General features: G+C 62.8%; 20 protein-coding genes and 2 pseudogenes. 12 read left to right on the top strand and 10 right to left on the bottom strand.

The genetic code is table 11. The annotated features are described in order from the left end of the window. Nucleotides 1-38: 38 nt before the first annotated feature. On the bottom strand, nucleotides 39-623 hold the full coding sequence (locus SB772_RS22910; protein WP_410835485.1) for a flavin reductase family protein: 585 nt from the start codon (nucleotides 621-623) through the stop codon (nucleotides 39-41). Nucleotides 624-675: 52 nt separating this feature from the next. Between SB772_RS22910 and SB772_RS22905 the strand changes: the two are divergent. Then, a pseudogene (locus SB772_RS22905) lies at nucleotides 676-780 on the top strand (aminoglycoside phosphotransferase family protein); the annotation flags it as partial. A gap of 75 nt (nucleotides 781-855) precedes the next feature. Here the strand turns inward: SB772_RS22905 and SB772_RS22900 are convergent. Beyond that, nucleotides 856-1,191 carry a hypothetical protein gene (locus SB772_RS22900; RefSeq protein WP_410835484.1) on the bottom strand — a complete coding sequence of 112 codons (336 nt, stop codon included), beginning with the start codon at nucleotides 1,189-1,191 and terminating at the stop codon, nucleotides 856-858. Between the two features lie 50 nt (nucleotides 1,192-1,241). Here SB772_RS22900 and SB772_RS22895 point away from each other — a divergent pair, with 50 nt between their 5' ends. Further along, nucleotides 1,242-1,367 carry a hypothetical protein gene (locus tag SB772_RS22895; protein ID WP_410835483.1) on the top strand — a complete coding sequence of 42 codons (126 nt, stop codon included), beginning with the start codon at nucleotides 1,242-1,244 and terminating at the stop codon, nucleotides 1,365-1,367. Between the two features lie 45 nt (nucleotides 1,368-1,412). On the opposite strand, the gene SB772_RS22890 is transcribed toward SB772_RS22895, so the two are convergent. Continuing rightward, nucleotides 1,413-1,562, bottom strand: coding sequence for a hypothetical protein (locus SB772_RS22890; protein ID WP_410835482.1), 150 nt, complete (start codon nucleotides 1,560-1,562; stop codon nucleotides 1,413-1,415). Nucleotides 1,563-1,680: 118 nt separating this feature from the next. On the opposite strand from SB772_RS22890, the gene SB772_RS22885 reads away from it, so the two are divergent. Further along, nucleotides 1,681-2,421 (top strand): GNAT family N-acetyltransferase, encoded by a 741-nt coding sequence (locus SB772_RS22885; protein WP_410835481.1) that lies wholly within the window; start codon nucleotides 1,681-1,683, stop codon nucleotides 2,419-2,421. 45 nt (nucleotides 2,422-2,466) lie between these two features. Here the strand turns inward: SB772_RS22885 and SB772_RS22880 are convergent, their stop codons facing one another. Further along, nucleotides 2,467-3,000, bottom strand: a complete 534-nt coding sequence (locus SB772_RS22880; RefSeq protein WP_410835480.1) for a GNAT family N-acetyltransferase — start codon at nucleotides 2,998-3,000, stop codon at nucleotides 2,467-2,469. A 139-nt stretch (nucleotides 3,001-3,139) separates the two neighbouring features. Here SB772_RS22880 and SB772_RS22875 point away from each other — a divergent pair, with 139 nt between their 5' ends. Continuing rightward, the gene (locus tag SB772_RS22875) at nucleotides 3,140-4,102 is read left to right on the top strand and encodes a quinone oxidoreductase family protein (protein ID WP_410835479.1); all 963 of its coding nucleotides are present in this window, start codon (nucleotides 3,140-3,142) and stop codon (nucleotides 4,100-4,102) included. A gap of 46 nt (nucleotides 4,103-4,148) precedes the next feature. Continuing rightward, nucleotides 4,149-4,727: a DUF4337 domain-containing protein gene (locus tag SB772_RS22870; protein ID WP_410835478.1), complete on the top strand. Its 579-nt coding sequence runs from the start codon at nucleotides 4,149-4,151 to the stop codon at nucleotides 4,725-4,727. Nucleotides 4,728-4,816: 89 nt separating this feature from the next. Here the strand turns inward: SB772_RS22870 and SB772_RS22865 are convergent, their stop codons facing one another. The 4 genes and pseudogenes from SB772_RS22865 to SB772_RS22850 form a co-directional block, all read right to left on the bottom strand. Continuing rightward, nucleotides 4,817-6,091 carry an RNA polymerase sigma factor gene (locus SB772_RS22865; RefSeq protein ID WP_410835477.1) on the bottom strand — a complete coding sequence of 425 codons (1,275 nt, stop codon included), beginning with the start codon at nucleotides 6,089-6,091 and terminating at the stop codon, nucleotides 4,817-4,819. Between the two features lie 4 nt (nucleotides 6,092-6,095). Next, nucleotides 6,096-6,221: pseudogene (locus SB772_RS22860) on the bottom strand (VOC family protein); the annotation flags it as partial. 83 nt (nucleotides 6,222-6,304) lie between these two features. Next, complete coding sequence (locus tag SB772_RS22855; RefSeq protein WP_410835476.1) at nucleotides 6,305-6,718, bottom strand: YciI family protein; 414 nt, start codon at nucleotides 6,716-6,718, stop codon at nucleotides 6,305-6,307. A 153-nt stretch (nucleotides 6,719-6,871) separates the two neighbouring features. After that, complete coding sequence (locus tag SB772_RS22850; protein WP_410835475.1) at nucleotides 6,872-7,225, bottom strand: YciI family protein; 354 nt, start codon at nucleotides 7,223-7,225, stop codon at nucleotides 6,872-6,874. A 406-nt stretch (nucleotides 7,226-7,631) separates the two neighbouring features. On the opposite strand from SB772_RS22850, the gene SB772_RS22845 reads away from it, so the two are divergent. Next, nucleotides 7,632-9,317, top strand: coding sequence for a phospholipase C (locus SB772_RS22845; protein ID WP_410835474.1), 1,686 nt, complete (start codon nucleotides 7,632-7,634; stop codon nucleotides 9,315-9,317). A 117-nt stretch (nucleotides 9,318-9,434) separates the two neighbouring features. Next, a complete protein-coding gene (locus tag SB772_RS22840) occupies nucleotides 9,435-10,871 on the top strand; it encodes a cytochrome-c peroxidase (RefSeq protein WP_410835473.1) in 1,437 nt (478 codons plus the stop codon). A gap of 98 nt (nucleotides 10,872-10,969) precedes the next feature. Here SB772_RS22840 and SB772_RS22835 read toward each other — a convergent pair whose 3' ends face one another. Both SB772_RS22835 and SB772_RS22830 read right to left on the bottom strand, forming a co-directional pair. Continuing rightward, a complete protein-coding gene (locus SB772_RS22835; protein WP_410835472.1) occupies nucleotides 10,970-11,443 on the bottom strand; it encodes a hypothetical protein in 474 nt (157 codons plus the stop codon). An 891-nt stretch (nucleotides 11,444-12,334) separates the two neighbouring features. Then, on the bottom strand, nucleotides 12,335-13,066 hold the full coding sequence (locus SB772_RS22830; RefSeq protein ID WP_410835471.1) for an IclR family transcriptional regulator: 732 nt from the start codon (nucleotides 13,064-13,066) through the stop codon (nucleotides 12,335-12,337). Nucleotides 13,067-13,228: 162 nt separating this feature from the next. Between SB772_RS22830 and SB772_RS22825 the strand changes: the two genes are divergently transcribed. The 5 genes from SB772_RS22825 (at nucleotide 13,229) to SB772_RS22805 (ending at nucleotide 21,130) form a co-directional block, all read left to right on the top strand. Continuing rightward, the gene (locus SB772_RS22825; protein WP_410835470.1) at nucleotides 13,229-14,113 is read left to right on the top strand and encodes an aldo/keto reductase; all 885 of its coding nucleotides are present in this window, start codon (nucleotides 13,229-13,231) and stop codon (nucleotides 14,111-14,113) included. After that, nucleotides 14,110-15,531, top strand: a complete 1,422-nt coding sequence (locus SB772_RS22820; RefSeq protein WP_410835469.1) for an aminotransferase — start codon at nucleotides 14,110-14,112, stop codon at nucleotides 15,529-15,531. Before SB772_RS22825 ends, SB772_RS22820 begins: the two co-directional genes overlap by 4 nt. 133 nt (nucleotides 15,532-15,664) lie before the next feature. After that, entirely contained in the window at nucleotides 15,665-16,999 is a 1,335-nt protein-coding gene (locus tag SB772_RS22815) for an NAD(P)/FAD-dependent oxidoreductase (RefSeq protein WP_410835468.1), read from the top strand. A gap of 53 nt (nucleotides 17,000-17,052) precedes the next feature. Next, nucleotides 17,053-19,092, top strand: a complete 2,040-nt coding sequence (locus SB772_RS22810; RefSeq protein WP_410835467.1) for a hydantoinase/oxoprolinase family protein — start codon at nucleotides 17,053-17,055, stop codon at nucleotides 19,090-19,092. Nucleotides 19,093-19,114: 22 nt separating this feature from the next. Further along, nucleotides 19,115-21,130 (top strand): hydantoinase B/oxoprolinase family protein, encoded by a 2,016-nt coding sequence (locus tag SB772_RS22805; RefSeq protein ID WP_410835466.1) that lies wholly within the window; start codon nucleotides 19,115-19,117, stop codon nucleotides 21,128-21,130. The last annotated feature ends 130 nt before the right edge of the window (nucleotides 21,131-21,260 follow it).

The following is a 21,260-nucleotide window of genomic DNA, read 5'->3' as shown; positions in this document are numbered from 1 at the left end:
GTTTTGGTCGGGGCACTAACGCGTTGCGCCGCCGCTAACTATTTCGTCGCGCCGTCCGCCGCTGCTGCGACTTCGAACGCGTCGCCAGTGGCAAAGAATGTTCCGCCTGCAACGTAATGGCATGTCCGCAGATCCGGATCGTCGCCGAAGTGCCAGCGGTTGTTCGAATACACGCGGCTATCCGCGTACGCCGCCACGACTTCGCCGATGATCAGATCGTGCCGCTGGCTATCGTCCGGAATCACCTTGCATTCCATCCACGTGATGCAGCCGGCCAGCATCGGTACGTCGATGTTTTGCGCCGGGAATGTTTCGAGGTCGAAGGCGGCGAACTTGTCGAGTTCGGCGCCCGCGTTCGAACCCACCGCCAGCGTCTGCGCGGCAAAAGCGCGGCTCGGCAGTTGCAATCCGAACACGCCGCTCGCTTCGATCAGTTGCCGCGTCAGCGTGCGGCTGTCCACCACCACGACGACCTTCGGCGGGTTGAAATCGAGCGGCATCGCCCACGATGCCGCCATCACGTTCGAGCGCCCGTCGTGCGCGCTGGTGATGATCGTGACCGGTCCATGATTCAGTAATTGCGTCGCCCTCGGCAATGCCACGGCCTCTCGAGTGCCTTTCATACGTCCTTTCCGCGTCGATGGATTGGGTCGATTGTAGCGGGCCGCACGCGGCGTCGCAGCGATGCTGAAGTTCGCGCTGAAAGCCGACGAGAAATCCGGCGCGCAGCTGATGGTGTGGTGGGACGGCGACCGCGCGGCCCGTGTGCTGGTGCGCGACGCCGAAGCGTTGAAGCTGGACTGGGAACCCAGCGGATTCAGGACGGCAGCCGCCTGGCCGCCGCCCAAGCTTGCATCAATGCGTGGCTTTACCGTTGGGCAACACATCCAACGGTTTGTGCTGTTCCTCGCCGAGCCCTGGGAAGAACACGTTCCAGGCGGCGCGCACACCTTGCGCCGCCGTGGCCTCCGCGCTGATCGATTCGGTCTGCTCGCCTGCGGGAACGCTCGCCGGATCGGCGGACAGGCCGCGCCAGTGCGTGAATACCAGCAGCGGTTTTTCGGTCCATACGCCGTCGCCGAATTTCGCAAATGCAGTGTCCCCGCTCGTCAACTGCACCTCGTACCAGCCTTCACGGACAGGCGTATGGACGGCAAGCTCAAACCATGGGGTCGGTTCGATTTCCTTCATGTCTTCTCCGGTCTGATAAATCGTCATCGACAATCACAAAGGCATTCTTCATGCCCGAGCCCGGCAGCGGCCCGGCGAGCGCGCCCACATTTCAAGCGATGGTGCAGTGCGGCGCGCTGAGCATGACCTGCGGGCGATTCGCCAAGCTCGCGCACCTGGAAAATCGCCACGCATAATCGACACGATAGCGCGACATCGGCCGCGCGGACAAACGTAAAAGCTTACGCGACGCGTGCACCCGCCATCTTGCCCGCCAGGCCGGCAAGAATCGCCTGCTGCAAGCGCTCGATCCACTGCTTTTGCAGCGGTGCCCGGTTTTTCGCCGACGGCGCCGGCGCCGCTCGCGGTGGACTGATGAGTGAGCGGACCAACGATTCCGAGCAACGCTGCTGGACCTATCAAATGCGCTTGATCTGGATCTTTTTTACATACCACGTTTGCCGTATCGTTCTCTCTGACAATCGACCGATTGAACCAGGGAGAGCAGACATGGAACCCAGACGTAACGCGTTCGGCCAGCCGATCGGCGCACCGGTGCCGGGCTGGAACGGCGCGCGGGCGCCCGGCCGCGAGCCGCTGGCGGGCCGCTATTGCCGGATCGAACCGGTGGACGTCGAACGCCACGCCGAAGACCTCTACGACGCATACAGCTCGGCAGCCGATGGCCGCGACTGGACCTATCTGATGGTCGGACCGTTCGAGAGTCTCGCCGCGTATCGCGAGCATTTGACACGCATGGCGGCGTCTGCCGATCCGCTGCACTACACGGTGATCGATCTGGCGACCGGCAAGGCTGTCGGCACCCTCGCGCTGATGCGTATCGACCGCGCGAACGGCGTGATCGAAGTCGGGCACGTCACGTATTCGCCGCGCCTGAAGCGCACCCGCATCGCCACCGAAGCGATGTTCCTGCTAATGCGCCACGTGTTCGACGACCTCGGCTATCGCCGCTTCGAATGGAAGTGCGACTCGCTCAACGGTCCATCACGGACGGCGGCGCTGCGCTATGGGTTCACGTTCGAAGGCATCTTCCGCCAGGCGATCGTCTATCGCGAACGCAATCGCGATACCGCGTGGTTCTCGATAGTCGACGGCGAACGGTCCGCGCTGCTTCCGTGCTACGCACGTTGGCTCGACGCCGGCAACTTCGATGCGCAGGGTCAGCAGATTGAACGGCTGGCGGATCTGATCGCGCAACAGCGGGCGGCGGCGAGTGAAGGGGGTCAATAAGCTGCGAGCCGGCAACGACATATAACCCGCACGGCGCGCGACGACTCAGGTACCACCTGCCGCGCGCCGCAAGACAATGGTCGGCTGGCCTTTGTACGTCGTGCGAAGCCGCTCGCGATAGCCGCACTTATCCGCGACGCGCAGCGACGGCAGATTTTCCGGCGCGATGATGCAGGCGGTTTCGGCGTCCGGCCACTGCCGGTCGGCCCAGCTCAGCGCAGCGCGCACGGCTTCAGTCGCGTAGCCGCGGCCATGCACCGCCGGATCGAGAGCCCAGCCGATCTCAGGGGTGCCCATCAGCGAAGGCTCGATCTCGCGGTGGTAGTCGGCAAAGCCGACTTCGCCGAGGAACCTGCCGCTCTCCTTTTTTCGAACCACCCAGTAGCCATAACCCAACATCGCCCAGTGCCCGGCGTAACGCAGCAGGCGCGCCCAGACTTCTTCGCGCGTGAACGGCTTGCCGCCGATGTAGCGGATCACCTCGGGATCGGACCACATCGCATAGCTTTCAAGGAAATCGTCGCGCGTGTGCGGACGCATGATCAGACGGTCGGTGGTGAGGATAGCGGGGGTGGACATTGAAGAGGGGCGAGTTGGTTGGGTTGGGAGACTTTGAAGCGTTGAAGGAGTGCGTGGGATGATCGCATATGTATTGACCACGTAGACTACGCACATCCGCTGCACGACGCAGCGCAAGACCCAACAGGAGCGGCACGCGATGAAAGCGATTCAGTTCAAGACTTTTGGCAGCCCCGAGGTGCTCGAATACGTCGATCTGCCGACGCCGCAAGCCGACGCCGACAACGTTGTCGTGCAGGTCAAGGCGGCCTCGGTAAACCCGAGCGACGTCAAGAACGTATCCGGCCATTTCGAACACACAGTACTGCCGCGCACGCCGGGCCGCGACTTCAGCGGCGTGGTGGCGGATGGACCCCAGCAATGGCTCGGCGCCGAAGTGTGGGGCACCGGCGGTGACATCGGCTTCACGCGCGACGGCACGCATGCCGGGTTCATCAAGATTCCGCTCGGCGCGCTGTCGCGCAAGCCCGCGACACTCAGCCACGCCGAGACGTCGGCGATCGGCGTGAATTTTGTGGTCGCCTGGCTCGGCACGGTCGAATACGCACGATTGCAAGCGGGCGAATCCATCGCGGTAATCGGTGCGGGCGGCGGGGTCGGCGGCGCGGTGGTGCAGATCGCGAAAGCGCGCGGCGCTCGCGTGATCGCCGTCGACCGTCATCCGCTTTCTGCCGATTCGCCCGCGGGCCGCCTCATCGACGACTACGTGCCATTCGACGAACATGTGACCGAGCGCGTCAAGGCGCTGACCGGTGGCGCTGATGTCGTGTACGACACGGTCGGCGGTGTGGCGTTCGAGACCGCACTGAGTCTCGCCAAACGCCGTGGCCGGGTGCTGGAAATCAGCGGGACCGGCAAGCGCCGCGTCGAGTTCGACCTGATCGATTTCTATCACAACGAAACGCAACTGCTCGGTGTGGATAGCGCGAAGCTGGGCGTCGCCGAATCGGCACCGTTGATGACCGCGTTAGTGGAAGGCTTCGAAAGCGGCAAGCTGCAAGCACCGGCTATCGCTCAGCAGTTCACACTCGAGCGCGCACGCGATGCGTACGAAGCGGTGGCCGCGGGCACGCGCGGCCGCGTCGTCATCACGATGCAGTAGCGAGCGCCGTCCGGAATTCAAGAAAAGCTTTGCCTCGGAGAATGAGATGTCTGAAGAATATGAAGTGCATGGCCCGCACGACCACGCGGTCGAACACGCCGGCCACCACGACGCCGATCCGTTCGCGAGCCGCATGGCCGTGATGACGGCGATCCTCGCGACGATCGGCGCGCTGTGCGCGTACCAGAGCGGCAATAGCGAAAATCTGGCGCTGTACTACAAGAACGAAGCCGCCATCAAGAAGACCGAGGCGTCGAATCAATGGAGTTACTACCAGGCCAAGGGCGAGAAGCAGAATCTCGCTGAACTCGGCGCGGCGTTGTCGATCGCCAATACCGATGCGCACGCCAAGTTCGCCGCCGACGTCGAAAAATACACGCAGCAGAAAGAGCCGATCCGCGCGAAGGCTGAAGCGATCGAGAAGGAGGTCGTGCTGAACGACGCTAAAAGCGAGGCGCTTCTGCATGGCCATCATCGATGGGCGCAGGCCACCACACTGATCCAGGTCGCGATCGCGATGAGCGCGATCACGTTGCTCACGCGCAAGAACTGGCTGCGCAATCTGTCGTTCGGTGTCGCGACGGCGGGCGTGCTGATGAGCGTCTGGGCGTTTTTCTCGGCGTGATGCGTGCGCCGGCGGGCAAGCGCAGCTTGATCGTCGCATTGGGTGTACGGCAGTTGATACGGTAACACCGGTACTTTTCGCTTCGCCGCTCAATGCGCCATCTCACGCGCCCGCGCGAGCAACAACTCGCGCTCGCGCGCATTGCGCGTCATCGCCGCGGCGCGTTCGAATTCGGCGCGCGCCTCGGCCACGCGCCCGAGCTTCGCCAGCAGATCGCCGCGCACACTCGGTAACCAGTGGTAGTTCGCGAGCGTCGCATCGGCAGCGAGTGCGTCGACGATCTCCAGACCGGCGGCCGGCCCGAACGCCATACTCACCGCCACCGCGCGATTCAACTCGACCACCGGCGACGGCGCCACCTGCGCCAACGCGTCATACAGCGCGACGATCTGCGCCCAGTCCGTATCCTCGGCACGCCGCGCGCGCGCATGACACGCGGCCAGCGCAGCTTGCAGCGCATACGGTCCGCTCGCGCCGCCGAGCGCGTGGGAGCTGGCGAGCGCGGCCATCCCGCGACGGATCAGGAGCGGATCCCAGCGGCTGCGGTCCTGGTCGAGCAACAGCACCGGACGGCCCTCGGCATCGGTACGCGCATGCGTGCGCGACGCCTGAATCTCCATCAACGCGACGAGCCCGTGCACCTCGCTTTCGTCCGGCACGAGACCGCTCAGCACCCGCCCAAGCCGTAGCGCTTCCTCGCAAAGCGACGGACGCATCCAGTCTTCGCCGGCGGTCGCCGAATAGCCTTCGTTGAAAATCAGATAGATCACTTCGAGCACCGACGCGAGCCGCGGCGCACGTGCATCCGCTTGCGGCACTGCGAACGGCACCTTGGCCGCCGACAGCGTGCGCTTGGCCCGCACGATGCGCTGCGCGATGGTCGGCTCGGGCACAAGGAACGCGCGCGCGATTTCGTCCGTGGTGAGGCCGCCGAGCAGGCGCAGCGTCAGCGCGACGCGTGCATCGGTCGACAACACCGGGTGACACGCGGTGAACACCAGCCGCAACAGATCGTCGCCGATATCGTCGGCACGCGCGGCATCGAGGGCATCGACGAAATCCGGCACGAGGTGAGCCTCCTGCGCATCGAGATCGTGGCCGAGCTCTTCGCGCTTGCGGGCATGCAGCGCTTCCTGGCGCAAGCGGTCGAGTGCGCGGTTCTTCGCGGTCGCCATCAACCACGCTCCCGGGTTATCGGGCACGCCCGCGTCGGGCCAATGTTCGAGCGCCGCCACCAACGCGTCCTGCGCCAATTCTTCTGCCAGCCCCACGTCGCGCACGATCCGCGCGACGTGGGCGATGACTTTGGCGGACTCGATCCGCCAGACCGCCTCGATGGCACGATGTGTGGCCGCTGTCGTCACGGCCTCAGCCCGCCGCCTTGGCGTTCGGGTCCATATGGATCAGCTCCCAGATGTGCCCGTCGATATCTTCGAAGCCGTGTCCGTACATGAAGCCATGGTCCTGCGGCGCGCGCGGCGCCGTGCCGCCGGCGAGGTTCACGTAGATCTGCTTGTGCATGTGAAGTCCATTAATCGAGTAATGCACGGGCTGCACGGGCGCTGAGGTGCTTCAGATCAGCGCCTGGTCGCGTTCAGTTCGCGAAAGCGCTCCACTTCGGGACTGGGCTCGAAGTCTTCGAGTTCATAGAGTTGCCGAACTTCGATTTCGCCGTCGGCGTGCTCGCCGAACGGCGCGGGAAAACGCCGCGCCCATTCCATCGCTTCTTCGCGCGTACGCACCTGGATCAGCGTGTAGCCGGCAATCAGTTCCTTGGTTTCCGCGAACGGGCCGTCGAGCACCGTGCGCTTGCCACCGCTGTAGCGGATGCGCCAGCCTTTGAAACTCGGTTGCAAGCCGGTCGCGTCGAGCAGCACACCAGCCTTTGCCAGTTCTTCGTGGTACGTGCCCATCGCGGCCATCAGGGATTCGTCGGGCGGGCCGCCGGCTTCGCTGACGGCGGTCGCCTTCACTATGATCATGAATCGCATCGCAGGTACTCCTTTCGTTGTGAGTGGCAAGCCGCAGCTTGTTTGCTGGCTCCTTACTCACACGACGAGCGGTACGCGACCGGATCGACATCAATTTTCGAAGTCCAGGGAAAACCCTGGACCAATAGCGCCGACGCTTAGTGTGCGTGCGGCTTACTCGAAACAAGGTCCGAGCTTGCGGACTTCGACCGTGCACCACGACGCCGCCGGGCAGGCTTGCGCGATCGCGACAGCTTCTTCGCGGGTTTCACAATCGAGCAGGAAGAAGCCGCCGATCATTTCCTTGGCTTCGGCAAACGGGCCGTCGAGCAGCCTCGCACGACCTTCGCGCACCTGCACGCGTACGGCGTCACTGGTCGACGTCAGCGATTCAACCGCGAGCAATTTGCCGCGTTCTTTCAGATCGGCGGCGAAGCGCACCATCTGGTCGTAGACTTCGCGCCCGGCACGCTCACCGCGTTCAATGCGTTGTTCCGGGGGTTCGACGATAAGCAGCATGTAAGACATAGCGTCTCCGATTGAACGTGCCGCAGACGTGAAAGCCCGGTAGGCATATGACAGCAAAAACGCGCTTGCGGACAGCTTGCGAGAGGCAGTCTAACAAGCGTGGATAACTCCAGCAAACCCGTTTCAACGCTGGGGCAGCGGTGAATCGCACGCCCTACGAACACTCGTAGCGACGACACAACGCTATTCACCTCACGTCGATATCAGACTTTCCTCCGCGAAGTCCTTCAATGAGCTTGATATCGCACCAGCCACGTAATAGCTGGGTAAGCAAAGCGCCATTTCCCCGTAACGCCCCGATGCTCCAATGTACGTGGGTTTTTAAACGCTCCCTACACGCCGCTGAATTCGCCACGACTAGCGGTCGAAAAAATAGCTAGCAAAACAATATCCGGAGTTAAAACGTATGCTTTCCCGAGCCTTCCTTTTTGGCGTATCAGGCATCACTATGGCGGTCGCGCTGTATGCGTGCGGTGGCAACAACGGTAATTCGCTCACTCCCGTGTCGGTGCAGAATCAGTTGACCACGTCGACGCCCATCAAGCATGTGGTCGTGATCTATAACGAGAACGTCTCGTTCGATCATTACTTCGCCACCTATCCGAGTGCGACGAATCCGGCGGGCGAACCCGCGTTCACGGCTGCGGCTGGCACCCCGACGGTGAACGGCCTGAGCGGCACGTTGCTGAGCGCGAATCCGAACTTCACGAACACCGCGAACGGCACGGGCGCTGCCAATCCGTTCCGGCTGGACCGCACTCAGGCCGCGACGGCCGACCAGAACCATGCGTACACGGCGGAGCAGCAAGCGTATGACAACGGCGCTGTCGACCTTTTCCCGAAGTACACGGGTAAGGGGTCGAGCGGCGGCGCCGGCGCCTTCGGTACGACTGGCCAGGTCATGGGCTACTTCGACGGCAACACCGTGTCGGCGATGTGGAACTGGGCGCAGCACTTCGCGATGAGCGACAACGCTTTTACGGATACGTATGGTCCGTCGACTCCGGGTGCGCTGGAAGTTATCGCTGGCCAAACCAACGGCGTGCAACTGGTCAAGACCAGCCAGCAGCCGTTCAATCTGACGACGGCATCCCATTCGTACTACGTCAACGATGGTCAAGGCGGCGTCACCCTGATCAATGACGTCGACCCGGCTGCCGACTTGTGCTCCAGCACGACGGACCAGATCCTGATGTCCGGCAAGAACATCGGCGACCTGCTCAACGCGAAGAACGTCACGTGGGGCGGCTTCATGGGCGGCTTCAACCTGTCGACGACCAACAGCAACGGCACGACCGGCTGCAAGCGCAGCACGGTGTCGCCGGTGGTCGGACAGGCAACGGCCGACTACATCCCGCACCACAACTGGTTCCAGTACTACGCATCGACGGCGAACCCGCAGCACTTGCGCCCGAGCTCGACGGCAGCCATCGGCTACACGCTCGAGTCGGACGGCAAGACGGTCGACCCGGCCAATCATCAGTACGACTCCGACGACTTCTTTGCCACGGTGAAGGCAGGCAACTATCCGTCAGTCAGCTTCATCAAGGCGCCGGCGTTCCAGGACGGCCATGCGGGCTACTCCGACCCGCTCGACGAACAGGCGTTCACGGCCAAGATCGTCAACTTCCTCCAGCAACAGCCTGACTGGAAGAACACGGCCGTGATCGTCGCGTGGGACGATTCGGATGGCTGGTACGACCATGCCTATGCAAACCCGACGTCTTCGTCGTTCGATGCGCAGGCGGACCTGCTGAACGGCGCCGGCAAGTGCGGCACGGGAACGGCTCCGCCCGGCGTGAGCGGCGCTGCGGTCAACGGCCGTTGCGGCCCGGGCACGCGCATTCCGTTCATCGTGATTTCGCCGTGGGCGAAGGTCAATTATGTCGACCACACGCCGATTAGCCAGGCATCGGTGGTTCGCTTCATCGAAGATAACTGGCTGGGCAGCCAGCGAATCGGCGGCGGCTCCTTCGATGCGACGGCAGGCAGCATCATGAGCCTGTTCAACTTCAACGGCGGCGGCAGCAACCCGACGTTGTTCGTCGACCCGAACCTGGGCACGCCGGTCTCGTCGGTCCCTGCTATCTAGGTTCCGCGCTTCGCGTCGGCGCTCGGGCGCCGATGCGAAGCTGGACGGTATCTCCGTGTTGCCAACCTGTTCGGGTTGGCAACTTTTTGCGTTTTTAGCTTCCTCGCCGTTACCCCTATGCCTGCTTCCGCAGTTCGTCCCGTCGAATCACGTCCTCCCCAGCATCAGTCGCGGTGCGGCGCCAAACGCATTCTGGCGCTGCTCGCCGCCGCCGTGCTGATCGCGTCGATCGGCTTTTGTGTCTGGGCGTTGGCGTACCCGTCGCGAGTTCCAGCCGCGGTCGGCGCGCTTGTCGAAGACCTGACGGGGGCGAATGCCAATCCCATCGTGCTCCAGCGTCCGGTTGCACCGGCTCAACTGAGCGCCGTGGCGCAACTCGGCAAGAAGATGTTTTTCGACCCGACGCTTTCCGCGTCCGGTCGCCAATCATGTTCGTCATGCCACAGCCCTGCGCACGCGTATGGTCCGGCCAACAATCTCGCCGTCCAGTTAGGCGGCCCGACTTTGTCACAGCAAGGCTACCGGCCGCCGCAGTCGCTCATGTACCTCTACCGGCAGCCTAATTTCAGCATCGGCCCGGATAGCGGCGACGCGGACAATGCGCCCGATCTGGCGAAGATGGCGACTCAGGCGGCAGGCGTGGAAAAGGCCCAGAAGAACGCGGGGGTGGCGCCTGCCGCGCCTGCCATGGTTCCGCAAGGTGGCATGTTCTGGGACGGCCGCGCCGACACGCTCCAGGCACAGGCATCCGGTCCGATGCTGAACCCGGTCGAGATGGCGAATGCGAGCATGGCCGACGTGCTGGCGAAGCTTCAGCGCACACCGTACCGGAACGACTTCATTCAGCTATTCGGTCCGAACGTTTTTGAAAACACGAACCTCGCGATGTCGGAGGCCATGTTTGCGATTGCGCGCTACCAGGTGGAAGAGCAGTCGTTTCATCCTTACACCAGCAAATACGACTATTGGCTTGAAGGAAAAGTGCGGCTCAGTCAGGCGGAACTGCACGGGCTGCGTCTGTTCAACGACCCGAACAAGGCGAACTGCGCGGGCTGCCATCTTTCGAAGCCGGGTTCCGACGGCCTGCCGCCGATGTTGACGGACTATCAGTACGAGGCGCTCGGCGTGCCACGGAATGCCGGCCTTGCCGCCAACCGGGATCACGGCTTTTTCGACATGGGCATCTGCGGGCCCTTCCGTACCGACCTGAAGGACCAGACGCAATATTGCGGGATGTTCCTCACGCCGACGCTACGCAACGTCGCCACACGCCAGGTGTTCTTCCACAACGGCGTTTATCGTTCGCTCGAGGACGTCATGGCGTTCTACAACGAACGCAATATCGCGCCGCAGAAGTTCTACGCGCGCGGCCCTGATGGAAAGATTCAGAAGTACGATGATCTGCCGGCGAAGTACCAGGCAAACATCGACGACAAAGACGCGCCGTTCGACCGAAAATTCGGCGACAAACCTGCGATGAGCGACGATGACATTCGCGACATCATCGCGTTCCTGAAGACGCTGAACGATGGATACAAGGTGAGCGCGCGCTGAGCGGTAGTGATAGCGGCTTGCTCCGGAGTCAAAAAACGCCCTACGTAGGGCGTTTTTGTTCTTTGTTTCCGGGTTCTACGGAGCGAAGAACCATGCGGCTAGACCGTCGCTTCGGTAGCCGCCTGTATCCGGGCCGCTCTCATCAACCCTTCGAGCATTTTTGCTTCGGCGTTCGCGATGTCGCTCAGCGAGGCGATGGACAGTTGTCCGTCCAGAATGGCCAGCGCAGTGCAAAGGCGGGAATATTCGCTGTCCTCGAGTGTCCAGAGGCCGTCTCGATGCTCGCGGGCGTCGAGCTGAACCATCGCCGCGTGTGCGCTTTCAATGTAGGCAAGCACGTCCGCCCCGAGCCCGAGACGCGAAAGTTCTTGCGACACCAGCAAGTGCCGGCTCAGCGTCATGTACAAGTTCCGCGAGCCGTGACCATGCCGGAATGCATCGAGAGCGGTGTAGCACTGCAAAAGCATCGCCTCGGTGACAGGCTCGTGCGCGGTGCGGCTATAGGTAAGCGCGCGCAACAGCGGCGACATGGCTGGCTGACTGTGCTTGCGGCTTCGCGATTTACTGGACATATCGGTTCAACCTCCTTCGCTAACTCTCGGTTTTGCCACCGGAATTTTGCTGTCCGGTGACAAACGCCGCCGATGCGCCGGCGGCCTGACAGACTCCGAATGTGAGTCCGTTTCGTCATCATGGCAAGCAACTATTAAGACAGACTTAAGCGAATGCAAGTCGCCATGTGCTGCACCGACGAAAAAAAACCCTGTTCCGCAAGGGAACAGGGCCGGACAGGATGGAGGAGTCGCGCAGGCGCGTGGATGCTTGCCGACCTATACCCACCACTCACTAACAACGCTGCTGCTACTTCGACTGCTATTTCAACCTCAACTGCTACTTCAACTTCAGTTACTACTGCAACTTCGATTGCTACTTCAGCTTCGATTGCTACCGCATCACAGCTCGGTCCGTCGCTTTACTACACCTCGCTGCAATCCCCTGCTGTTTCCAGCGCCTATTGAATCGACTGCGCGCTGTTCCGATTGCTTCTACTTCCTACTGCTTTCCTGCCCTGCCGCTTTCGACAACCGCGGCAAACTGCCATCAACGGTACGGTTCAAAACAACGCGGGGGAAGACCGCGTCGATGGGCTCGATGACCTGTCGCTCCATGGAAACCAGTTTATGCGAGCGCGCGCGAATGCAATTGCGCGAAACGAGGGGAAATGGCGGCCCAATTTGGCGAATCGCCGCCGGTTTGCTGAAGGCACATCCGACACTGAATGGGTCGTCGTGCAATTGCAGATCGCGTCAGAGCACCAGGGCCGCAGCATCGGCGCGCGCGCATTGCAAACGGTCCTGCAGGCTGCACAAGCCGACGCGTTGGCTAGACTTCGACGCGCGGCAATGCGCGAATCGTGACGCTACCACGAGTGGATCGCGCGTCGCCACAGCGCTACTGGCTTGCTACACACTGATTGCAGCCGCCGCCTTCGCAACAGCTTTGCCCCATTCTTCAAGACGTGCCGATTCATAGCGCGATTCCGGCATCGAGATGCAGATGCTCGCCGCCGGCGCCCCGTCTGAATCGATGATCGGTGCGCCGATCGCGCACACCGCATGGCGGTATTGCGAGAGATTCACCGAGTAGCCACGTTGCCGGATGCGTTCGAGTTCCAGCCGTATCTCGGCCGGATCACATGGCGTTGTCTCGCTGAACTTCGGCAGATCCCGACTCAGGATTTCGTCGACATCGGAGTCCTTCATATAGGCCAGCACGGCGAGGCCTGTGGCGGTGGCGTGAAACGGGCTCAGGTCGCCAATCGGGCTAAAGGTCCGCACAGTCTGTGTGCAATCCGCGCGGTCGATCAGGACCATCGAGTTGGTGCTGTCCGGGACCGACAGGTGAACCGTTTCGTTGGTGAAGTCGCGCAACTCTCGCATCGGCTCGCGCGCGGCCGCGTAGAGCGCGCCGCCGCGCAGAGCGGCAGGCCGCACGCCGAGAATTCGCGGACCCACTTCCCACCGCGTCAGATCGCCGCTCGCTTGCCGAAGCCAGCCGGCCTCGTGAAACGTCAACAGGACGCGCTGCACGCTCGACTTCGGCATGTCGAGCAGGCGCGCCAGCACGCCCACGCTGACCGGCTGGTTCTGCGACACAGCCTCCAGAATTTCGAGGCTCTTCAACAGGCTTTTCATGCAGGTCTCCGAGGAAGCACCGGCGCTCGGGCGAGCGCGCACACACGCCGCGCTTGCAACGCAAAAAAACGCGTGTTACTTTTCACGCACTGGATATGGAACGCCATGCCGTATTGTGGCACACCTTCACTGAATTGAAAAGCACTGGAGAACGATTACGCGATGGGACCATCTCTTGAGCGACGCGGCGCGTTGCCGGTTATCGAAGCTAATGGCGCGCGCATACCGGGAATCGGTCTCGGCACGTGGCGATCCACTCATGACGAAGGCGTGCAAGCGGTGCGCGCGGCGCTCGAAGCGGGCTATCGGCATATCGACACGGCGGCGCGTTACGAGAACGAACAGGCGGTCGGCCAGGCGCTCGCCGCGAGCGGTCTGCCGCGCGACGAGGTGTTCGTGACGACCAAGGTCTGGCACACCGAATTGCGCTCCGCCGATTTCAGGCGCGCCGCTGAAGCAAGCGGCGCGCGGCTCGGGCTCGATCACGTCGATCTGTTGCTCGTACATTGGCCTAGTCCGGAAGTGCCGCTCGAGGAAACCATCGGCGCGTTGTGCGAAGCGCAGCGTAGCGGCTTGACGCGGCATATTGGCGTATCGAACTTTCCGGCAGCGCTGCTCGATCGCGCAGTCGCGGTTGCCTCCGTTCCGTTGGCCGCCAATCAGTGTGAATACCACCCGTACCTGGATCAGACCAGAGTGCTCGAAGCCTGCCGGCGGCATGGCATGGCGCTCATCGCGCACACGCCGCTCGGCAGCGGCAAGCTGCTCGCCGATCCGGTCATCGCGGAGATCGCACGCGAACACGAGCGCAAACCGGCTCAGATCATCTTGCGCTGGCTCATGCAGCAGCCTGGCGTGGCGGCGGTTCCCAAGTCATCGAATCCGGTGCGCATTGGCGAAAACCTGGCCGTATTCGATTTCGAACTCGATGCAAGCGCGATGGCGCGCATCGGCGCGCTGGCTCGAGCCGACGGCCGCGTGAGCAAGCCGGCGTGGCATCCCCAGTGGGACGCTCCTGCAAATTCATCAGCGGCAGGCAAACCATGAACTTCATCGACACCGCCATGAACCCGGCGATGCGCACGCATGGCGAACTGACGCTCGAGACCGACCGGCGACATTTGATGCATCCCGGCACGCACGCGTCCGATCATGCGTCAGGCCAACTCAATGCACGCCTCATCTCGCGGGCAAAAGGGATTCGCATAGAGGATCACGCGGGGCGCTCGTACATCGACGCGTTCGCGGGACTCTACTGCGTGAACATCGGCTATGGACGCGAGGAAATGGCCGACGCCATCGCAGCGCAGACGCGCCGGCTGTCGTTCTATCACACGTATGCGGGCTTTTCGAACCATCCCGCTGTCGAACTGTCGCGGCGTCTGATCGAAGAGTGGGCGCCGTCTGGCATGAAGAAGGTGTTCTATGGCATGTCAGGCTCGGACGCCAACGAGACGCAAGTGAAACTCGCCTGGTACTACAACAACGTGCTCGGACGGCCGCGCAAGAAGAAGATCATCGCGCGGCAACGCAGTTATCACGGCTCGGGCATTGCTACCGGCAGTCTCACGGGCCAGCCGAAATTTCACGCCGGTTTTGATCTTCCCATGCCGCAGGTGCTGCATACCGCGAGCCCCGACTTCTATCGCGACGCACGTCCCGGCGCGAGCGAAGCGGAGTTCGTGGCGGATTGCGTCGAGCACCTGGAGCAACTGATCGCGCGTGAGGGCGCCGACACGATCGCCGCATTTTTCGGCGAGCCGGTGATGGGCTCAGGCGGCATCGTGCCGCCGCCGTCAGGTTATTGGCCCGCGATCCAGGCGGTGCTGAAACGTCACGACATTGTCTTCGCCGTCGATGAAGTGGTGTGCGGCTTTGGCCGCCTCGGTTCGCGCACGGGTAGCGAGCACTACGGTCTCGTGCCCGATTTGATGTCCTTGGCGAAAGGGCTGACGAGCGGGTATCTGCCGCTGTCGGGTGTGATCGTCAGCGAGCGCGTGTGGGATGTAATCGAACGCGGCTCGCGTGAGCATGGCGCGATGAATCACGGATGGACGTACTCCGGCCATCCAGTGTGCGCGGCGGCGGCGTTGACGAATCTCGACATCATCGAGCGCGAGCAGTTGGTGAACAACGCTGCGCAGGTCGGCGCTTATTTCCAGGCGCGTTTGCATGAAGAGTTCGACGCGCATCCGCTGGTCGGCAATGTCAGGGGCGTGGGCATGCTCGCCGCGCTCGAACTGATGGCCGACAAGACTGAGCGCTGCCCCTTTCCGGCCGCCACGAAGGCGAGCCAACGAGTGGCACAGGCAGCGCTTGCGCGCGGTTTGATCGTGCGTGCGCTCGGCACGAACGACATCGTTGGCTTTGCGCCGCCGCTCGTCGCGACGCGAGCTGACATCGACGAAATCGTTGCTGTCACGCGCGATGCGCTGCGCGACGTGAGCGACGCTTTATGCGTCTGACGACCAATGAGGCCGATACGGTGACTGAAAGCCCGCAGGAAACGCACTGGTTTCTATAAGTAGTCGCAGCAAAACTTCACGCCCTCGCTGACCAGACGAGCGGGGGCTGTTCAACCCAACCAGGGACTCGACCGTGTCCACGCGCAACCACGTTTTCTCGTCCGATTTCACCGACACACCGTACTGGTGGAAGGACTGGCGCCCCCATGACGAACTGATGTCCGATGTGCCTCGCGAAGTTGACGTGGCGATTGTCGGCGCCGGCTACGCGGGTTTGTCGTGTGCGCTCGAACTCGCGAAGCAGGGCTTGCGCGTCGCCGTGCTCGAAGCGGACGTGCCGGGCATCGGGGCAAGCACGCTGAGCGGCGGGCAGGTCTCCGGCGGCGTGAACGTGGGCAAGGCGCCGTCCGGCAAGAAGCTCGATAATTCGGTGTCCGAAGAACGCCAACGCAGGTTGCTGAGCGAAGCGTCGATATCGTACGAGGTGTTCGAAAGCATCCTGCGCGATAACGCGATCGAGTGCAGCTATGTGAAGGCAGGACGTATCAACGCAATGTGGACCGACGCGCATATGACCGCGTGGCGCAAGCGCATCGTCAACCTGAACGCGTATGCGCGCGCCGGCGCACGTATTCTTTCGCGCGATGAGCTGCGCGGCGAACTCGCGAGCGACATCTATGCGGGCGGCGTGCTGCTCGAACGCGCGGGCCAGGTGCATCCGTCGATGATGTTCGCCGGTCTCCTCGCCGCCACGCGCAGGGCGGGCGTTACGGTATGCAGCCGCGCCGTGGTACGAAGCATTACTCGCGTCGGAGCGCAATACGGCATCGAGACATCGCGCGGCGCGCTCGTCAGCCGGCACGTAGTGATCTGCACGAACGGCTACACCGGCGCGTCGATGCCCGACCTTCAGCGCCGGGTGGTGCCGGTCGTCTCGCATCAGATCGCGACGGAAGAATTGCCGGCCGATCTGCAGCGTTCGCTGATAGCGAAGCGTCGCGGCGTCTCGGAGACGCGCCGTGTCGTCAACTACTACCGTTATTCGCCGGATGGCAAGCGTCTGCTGTTCGGTGGCCGGGCGCGCTTTTACAGCCTCGATCGTCGTCAGTCCGCTGCAATCCTGCACGCACAGATGGTCGAGCGCTTCCCGCAGATGGCCGACGTCAAGGTGGCATACAGCTGGGGCGGCACGGTGGCGCTCACGCTCGATTTCCTGCCGCATCTCGGCCGTACCGCCGACGGCATCTACTACGCACTCGGCTGCAACGGCAGTGGCGTGGTGATGATGACATACCTCGGCTACAAGGTCGCGCGGCTGATCGTCGAAGGACAAGCGCCCGAAACGAGCGCCTACGGCACGCCCATGGTCACGCATCCGTTTTATAGCGGCAAGCCGTGGTTCATGCCCGCGCTCGGCACCTACTACCAGATTCGCGATGTCATCGACAAACGCAGGCAGCACGCCTGAACACGGCCGCCGCGCGAATACGCACATCACATCAGACTGGCAAGGACACGACAATGGGTTTGAGAATCGGAGTCGATATCGGTGGATCGTTTACCGATTTTGCGGTATTGGACGAAGCCACGCGCTCGATCCGCACGCTGAAAGTGTTTTCGCGTCCGGACAGCCCGGGCAGCGAAGTGCTGGCCGGCGTCGAAGGACTGCGCGAGCGCTACGGCATCGAGCCGCACGAGGTGACCTATTTCACGCACGGCACGACCGTCGGCGTGAATGCAGTGGTGCAGCGCCGCGGGTTGAAACTGGGCCTTATCACCACGCGCAATTTCGAAGACGTGCTCGACATCGCGCGCTTGAAGATCCCCGATATGTACCACCTGATGTCCAGCCGCCCTGCACCGCTAATTTCGCGCGACCGCGTGTTCGGTGTGATTGGGCGTCTGGGTGCTGACGGCGAAGAAGAAACGCCTGTCGACGAGCAAAGCGTGCTCGATGCTGTACGCGGCTTGCAGGCGGCGGGCTGCGAAGGCGTGGTGGTGTCGTTGCTGCATTCATACCGCAACCCGGCGCACGAACAGCAGGTGAAAGCGATTATCGAGGCCGCGCTGCCAGGCTTCTTCGTGTCTTGCTCGCACGAGGTCTGGCCGATCATCCGCGAATACGAGCGCACGGTGACGGCGACTATCGGCGGCTACGTGCAACCGCGCGTCTCTAACTATCTGACGCAGTTGCAGGCGGCGCTGGCGGAAAGCGGCGTCGCTGCGGATCTGAAAGTCACGAAATCGAATGGCGGCGTGATGAGCGCCGAGCACGGCAAACAGAACTGCGTGCAGATGATCTTGTCCGGAACGGCGTCCGGCGTGATCGGCGCGGCGTATCTTGCCAAGCTCTGCAAGGTGAAAGACTGCATGAGTCTCGACATCGGCGGAACGACTGCGGACATCGCGCTAATCGTGGATGGCCAACCGCAATACGCTACCGGCGAATACATCGGCGAATTCCAGATTCATATTCCGTCTGTGTCGGTGTCATCGGTCGGCGACGGCGGCGGTTCCATTGCCTGGGTCGACGAATTCGGCGTGCTGAAGGTCGGGCCTGAGAGCGCAGGATCGAGCCCAGGGCCAGTCTGTTACGGCCGTGGCGGCACGCGCCCGACAATCACCGATGCATTCGCCGTCATCGGCGTGCTCGGCAGCGCCACGCTCGGCTACAACGCGGTGAAAGTCGACGCGAACGCGTCGCGGCGAGCAATCGAGCCGCTCGCCCGGCGCCTCGGGCTCGACGTCTATCAGACCGCCGCGGCCATCATCGAGGTGTCGATCTCCGGCATGTACGCGGGCGTGAGCCGGCTCAGTTCGCGCTTCGGGATCGACCCGCGCACTTTCGCGCTGATGCCGTTCGGCGGCGCCGGACCCATGCTCGGCTGTTTTCTCGCGCGGGCCCTGAAGGTACGCAATCTGCTGGTGCCGACCACGCCAGGCGTGCTCAGCGCGCTCGGCGGCCTGATCGCCGATACGAAGAACGATTTCGTTCGGACGACATACTATCCGCTCGACCGCGCGTCGCTCGCACTGCTCGCGCAAGATCTCGCCCATCTCGAAGCCGACGCTCGGGCATGGGTGATTCGCGAGACCGGTACGGACGCCACCGCCGACATCGTCGTATCGGCCGATATGCGCTATCGCGGACAATCGTTCGAAATCGACACCCCGCTTGCGACGGAAGCCATCACCGGCGGCGATATCGAAGCGATCGCGCGGGCTTTTCACCGCGAACACGCGCGCCTCTTTGGGCATAGCGACGAGAAGTCGCCGATTCAGGTGGTGGCGCTGCGGCTCGTCATCACCGCGCCCACGCCGAAGCCCGCGCTGCCGCACATCGCGATAGGCGAGGGTGCGCCGCGCGTGGAGTCGGAGATCGACGTGTATCTGGACGGAGCATGGCGCCGCGTCCCGCTTTACCGGCGTTCCGCGCTGCTCGCGGGACACCGGTTCGCCGGGCCGGCGATCATCGCGCAGGACGACACCACGACCTGCGTGTTGCCGGGTTTCGACGGACGCGTGGACGAATACGGCAACCTCTTTCTCGAAGCCGTCTGACTGGCCGATCCAGGAACACACCATGACATTCGATAAATCCGTCCTTCAGATCTTCGCGAACTATTGCGTCGCGGCCGCCGAAAGCATGGCGTACACGCTGGTGCGAACCGCGCACTCCGCGTTCGTGAAGGAGACAGAAGACTTCTCCTGCACGCTGATGAACACGCGCGGTCTGACATTCGCATCGCCGAAAACGCTCGGCGCGACCTGGTATCCCGGACTCGATTTCGGCGCGGTGATCGACATGATCGATCACTACGAGCCGGGCGACATCTGCATGACGAACGACGCGTACAGCGGCTATGTCGCCACTCACACGCCCGACGTGATGATGTGGAAGCCCGTGTTTTTCGGCGGGGAAATTGTCTGCTATGTCGGCGGGCATATTCACAATACCGACATGGGCGGCGCGGTGCCGGCTTCGCTATCGCGCACACTCACGGAGATCTATCAGGAAGGCATCCGCTTCGCACCGACGAAGATCGTCCGCGCCGGCGTGCTCGATGAAGCGCTGCTCGAACATATGGCGATCAACGTGCGCGCGGCGGAGCAGAATCGCGGCGACCTGAAGGCGCAGATCGCGATGCTCATGACCGGCGAGAGGCGCGTGCTGGAAATAATCGAGCGCTTTGGCATCGAACAGTTTCGCGCCGGCATGGACGCACTGCTCGACTATTCGGGGGAGCAGGCGCGCACGATCGTGCGAAGCATGCCGGATGGCGAATACTTCTTCGCCGAATATGCCGATGAAGATTCAGTCAACGGCAAGCCGCTGCGTGTGGCCCTGACGCTGACAGTGAAGGACGGTTCGCTGGTATTCGATTTCACAGGCAGCGACCCGCAATTGAATTCGTCGCTGAACATGCCGACGGGCGGCAAGGAGCGGCACGTGCTCGCGCTCGTCGGCCTGAACTATGTGCTGTATTCGCTGAATCCTGATTTGCTGCTGAATGCGGGCATGCTGAAAGTGGCCCGCTGCATCATGCCCGAAGGCACGATCATGAACTGCGTGCCGCCGGCCGCGGTCGGCATGCGCAGTCTGACCGCCAAGGTCGCTCAGTACGTCACCTTCGGCGCGTTTTCGATGGTGTGCCCGGAGCGCTTGCCGGCCTGTCCCGCGGGCGGCATGTCGATTCTCAACGTGAAGACCGTCGACCGCAACGGTCGCACGGTGATCGCGTCGATCGGACCGGTGGGCGGCGGCGCGGGCGGCATGGCGTCGGCCGACGGCTCGGACGCATCCGGTGCGAACGTCGCGTTCCTGCGCAACACGCCGGTCGAGATCAACGAAGCTGAAGTGCCGATCCGCGTCACGCGCTATGGCGTGGTGCCGGGCAGCGCCGGCGCCGGCAAGTATCGCGGTGGACTCGGAACCGTGATGGAGTTCCGCGTCTCGTCGCCAGGCACGCTGGTGACGGCGCGTAATCGCGACCGTTCGCGCTTTGCTTCGTGGGGCGTGCTAGGCGGAAAGGCGGGCGCCGTATCGCGGTTTACCCGCAACCCAGGTACTGACAGCGAAGAAGATCTCGGCGTGACCGATCTCGTGATGTGCGGTCCCGGCGATGTGATCCGTCTCGAAGGATGCGGCGGCGGCGGCTACGGTCATCCTTACGAACGGGATCTACAGAAGGTGCTCGAAGACGTGCGACGCGGCTATCTGTCCGTCGATCAGGCGCGCGATCTGTACGGCGTGGTGCTGGCCAATGGCGGCGTCGACGCAGACGCGAGCGCGCGTGTGCGAGAGGCCGCGAGGAACGACGCCCAGCGGCGGCCAGCATCTCACTTCGACTATGGCGCGGAGCGCAACGCGTACGAAGCGAAATGGACGCGCGAGCGCTACGACATGCTGACTGGCATTCTCGCGCGCGCGCCGGTTGTATGGCGGCATTTTCTCAAGCACAAGATCTTCGATGCGCTCGATGCTAGAGAGGCAGCCGGCACCTTGAAGTCGGGGCCGCAAGTGATCACGCAACTGTATGAGGAAGTGCTGCAACGCTACCCGCAGTTGCTCGAAGCGGAGGCGTCGGCGAGCGCCTGACATCGCTCGTTCATGCCAGCTCTGCCGCGCAAAACCGGCGACCATGCAAATTGCCGCGTTAGCAGTGCAAGAACAGTTTGTTTATGCCGTCTGCCTTTTTTTGTCGGCGCTTTACGCGGTTTCTGCAGGC

This window comes from Paraburkholderia sp. SIMBA_030 (assembly GCF_046535245.1).
In the GTDB taxonomy this organism is placed as follows: Bacteria; Pseudomonadota; Gammaproteobacteria; order Burkholderiales; family Burkholderiaceae; genus Paraburkholderia.
The sequence above is the reverse complement of the archived record's forward strand: the minus strand, read 5'-3'. Positions and strand labels throughout refer to the sequence as shown.

What these genes read in the sequence shown, in the direction of transcription:
- SB772_RS22910 (WP_410835485.1), bottom strand. Translation starts at nt 623, where the DNA reads ATGAAAGGCACTCGAGAGGCCGTGGCATTGCCGAGGGCGACGCAATTA.
- SB772_RS22900 (WP_410835484.1), bottom strand. Translation starts at nt 1,191, where the DNA reads ATGAAGGAAATCGAACCGACCCCATGGTTTGAGCTTGCCGTCCATACG.
- SB772_RS22895 (WP_410835483.1), top strand. Translation starts at nt 1,242, where the DNA reads ATGCCCGAGCCCGGCAGCGGCCCGGCGAGCGCGCCCACATTTCAAGCG.
- SB772_RS22885 (WP_410835481.1), top strand. Translation starts at nt 1,681, where the DNA reads ATGGAACCCAGACGTAACGCGTTCGGCCAGCCGATCGGCGCACCGGTG.
- SB772_RS22880 (WP_410835480.1), bottom strand. Translation starts at nt 3,000, where the DNA reads ATGTCCACCCCCGCTATCCTCACCACCGACCGTCTGATCATGCGTCCG.
- SB772_RS22875 (WP_410835479.1), top strand. Translation starts at nt 3,140, where the DNA reads ATGAAAGCGATTCAGTTCAAGACTTTTGGCAGCCCCGAGGTGCTCGAA.
- SB772_RS22870 (WP_410835478.1), top strand. Translation starts at nt 4,149, where the DNA reads ATGTCTGAAGAATATGAAGTGCATGGCCCGCACGACCACGCGGTCGAA.
- SB772_RS22855 (WP_410835476.1), bottom strand. Translation starts at nt 6,718, where the DNA reads ATGCGATTCATGATCATAGTGAAGGCGACCGCCGTCAGCGAAGCCGGC.
- SB772_RS22850 (WP_410835475.1), bottom strand. Translation starts at nt 7,225, where the DNA reads ATGTCTTACATGCTGCTTATCGTCGAACCCCCGGAACAACGCATTGAA.
- SB772_RS22845 (WP_410835474.1), top strand. Translation starts at nt 7,632, where the DNA reads ATGCTTTCCCGAGCCTTCCTTTTTGGCGTATCAGGCATCACTATGGCG.
- SB772_RS22840 (WP_410835473.1), top strand. Translation starts at nt 9,435, where the DNA reads ATGCCTGCTTCCGCAGTTCGTCCCGTCGAATCACGTCCTCCCCAGCAT.
- SB772_RS22835 (WP_410835472.1), bottom strand. Translation starts at nt 11,443, where the DNA reads ATGTCCAGTAAATCGCGAAGCCGCAAGCACAGTCAGCCAGCCATGTCG.
- SB772_RS22830 (WP_410835471.1), bottom strand. Translation starts at nt 13,066, where the DNA reads ATGAAAAGCCTGTTGAAGAGCCTCGAAATTCTGGAGGCTGTGTCGCAG.
- SB772_RS22825 (WP_410835470.1), top strand. Translation starts at nt 13,229, where the DNA reads ATGGGACCATCTCTTGAGCGACGCGGCGCGTTGCCGGTTATCGAAGCT.
- SB772_RS22820 (WP_410835469.1), top strand. Translation starts at nt 14,110, where the DNA reads ATGAACTTCATCGACACCGCCATGAACCCGGCGATGCGCACGCATGGC.
- SB772_RS22810 (WP_410835467.1), top strand. Translation starts at nt 17,053, where the DNA reads ATGGGTTTGAGAATCGGAGTCGATATCGGTGGATCGTTTACCGATTTT.
- SB772_RS22805 (WP_410835466.1), top strand. Translation starts at nt 19,115, where the DNA reads ATGACATTCGATAAATCCGTCCTTCAGATCTTCGCGAACTATTGCGTC.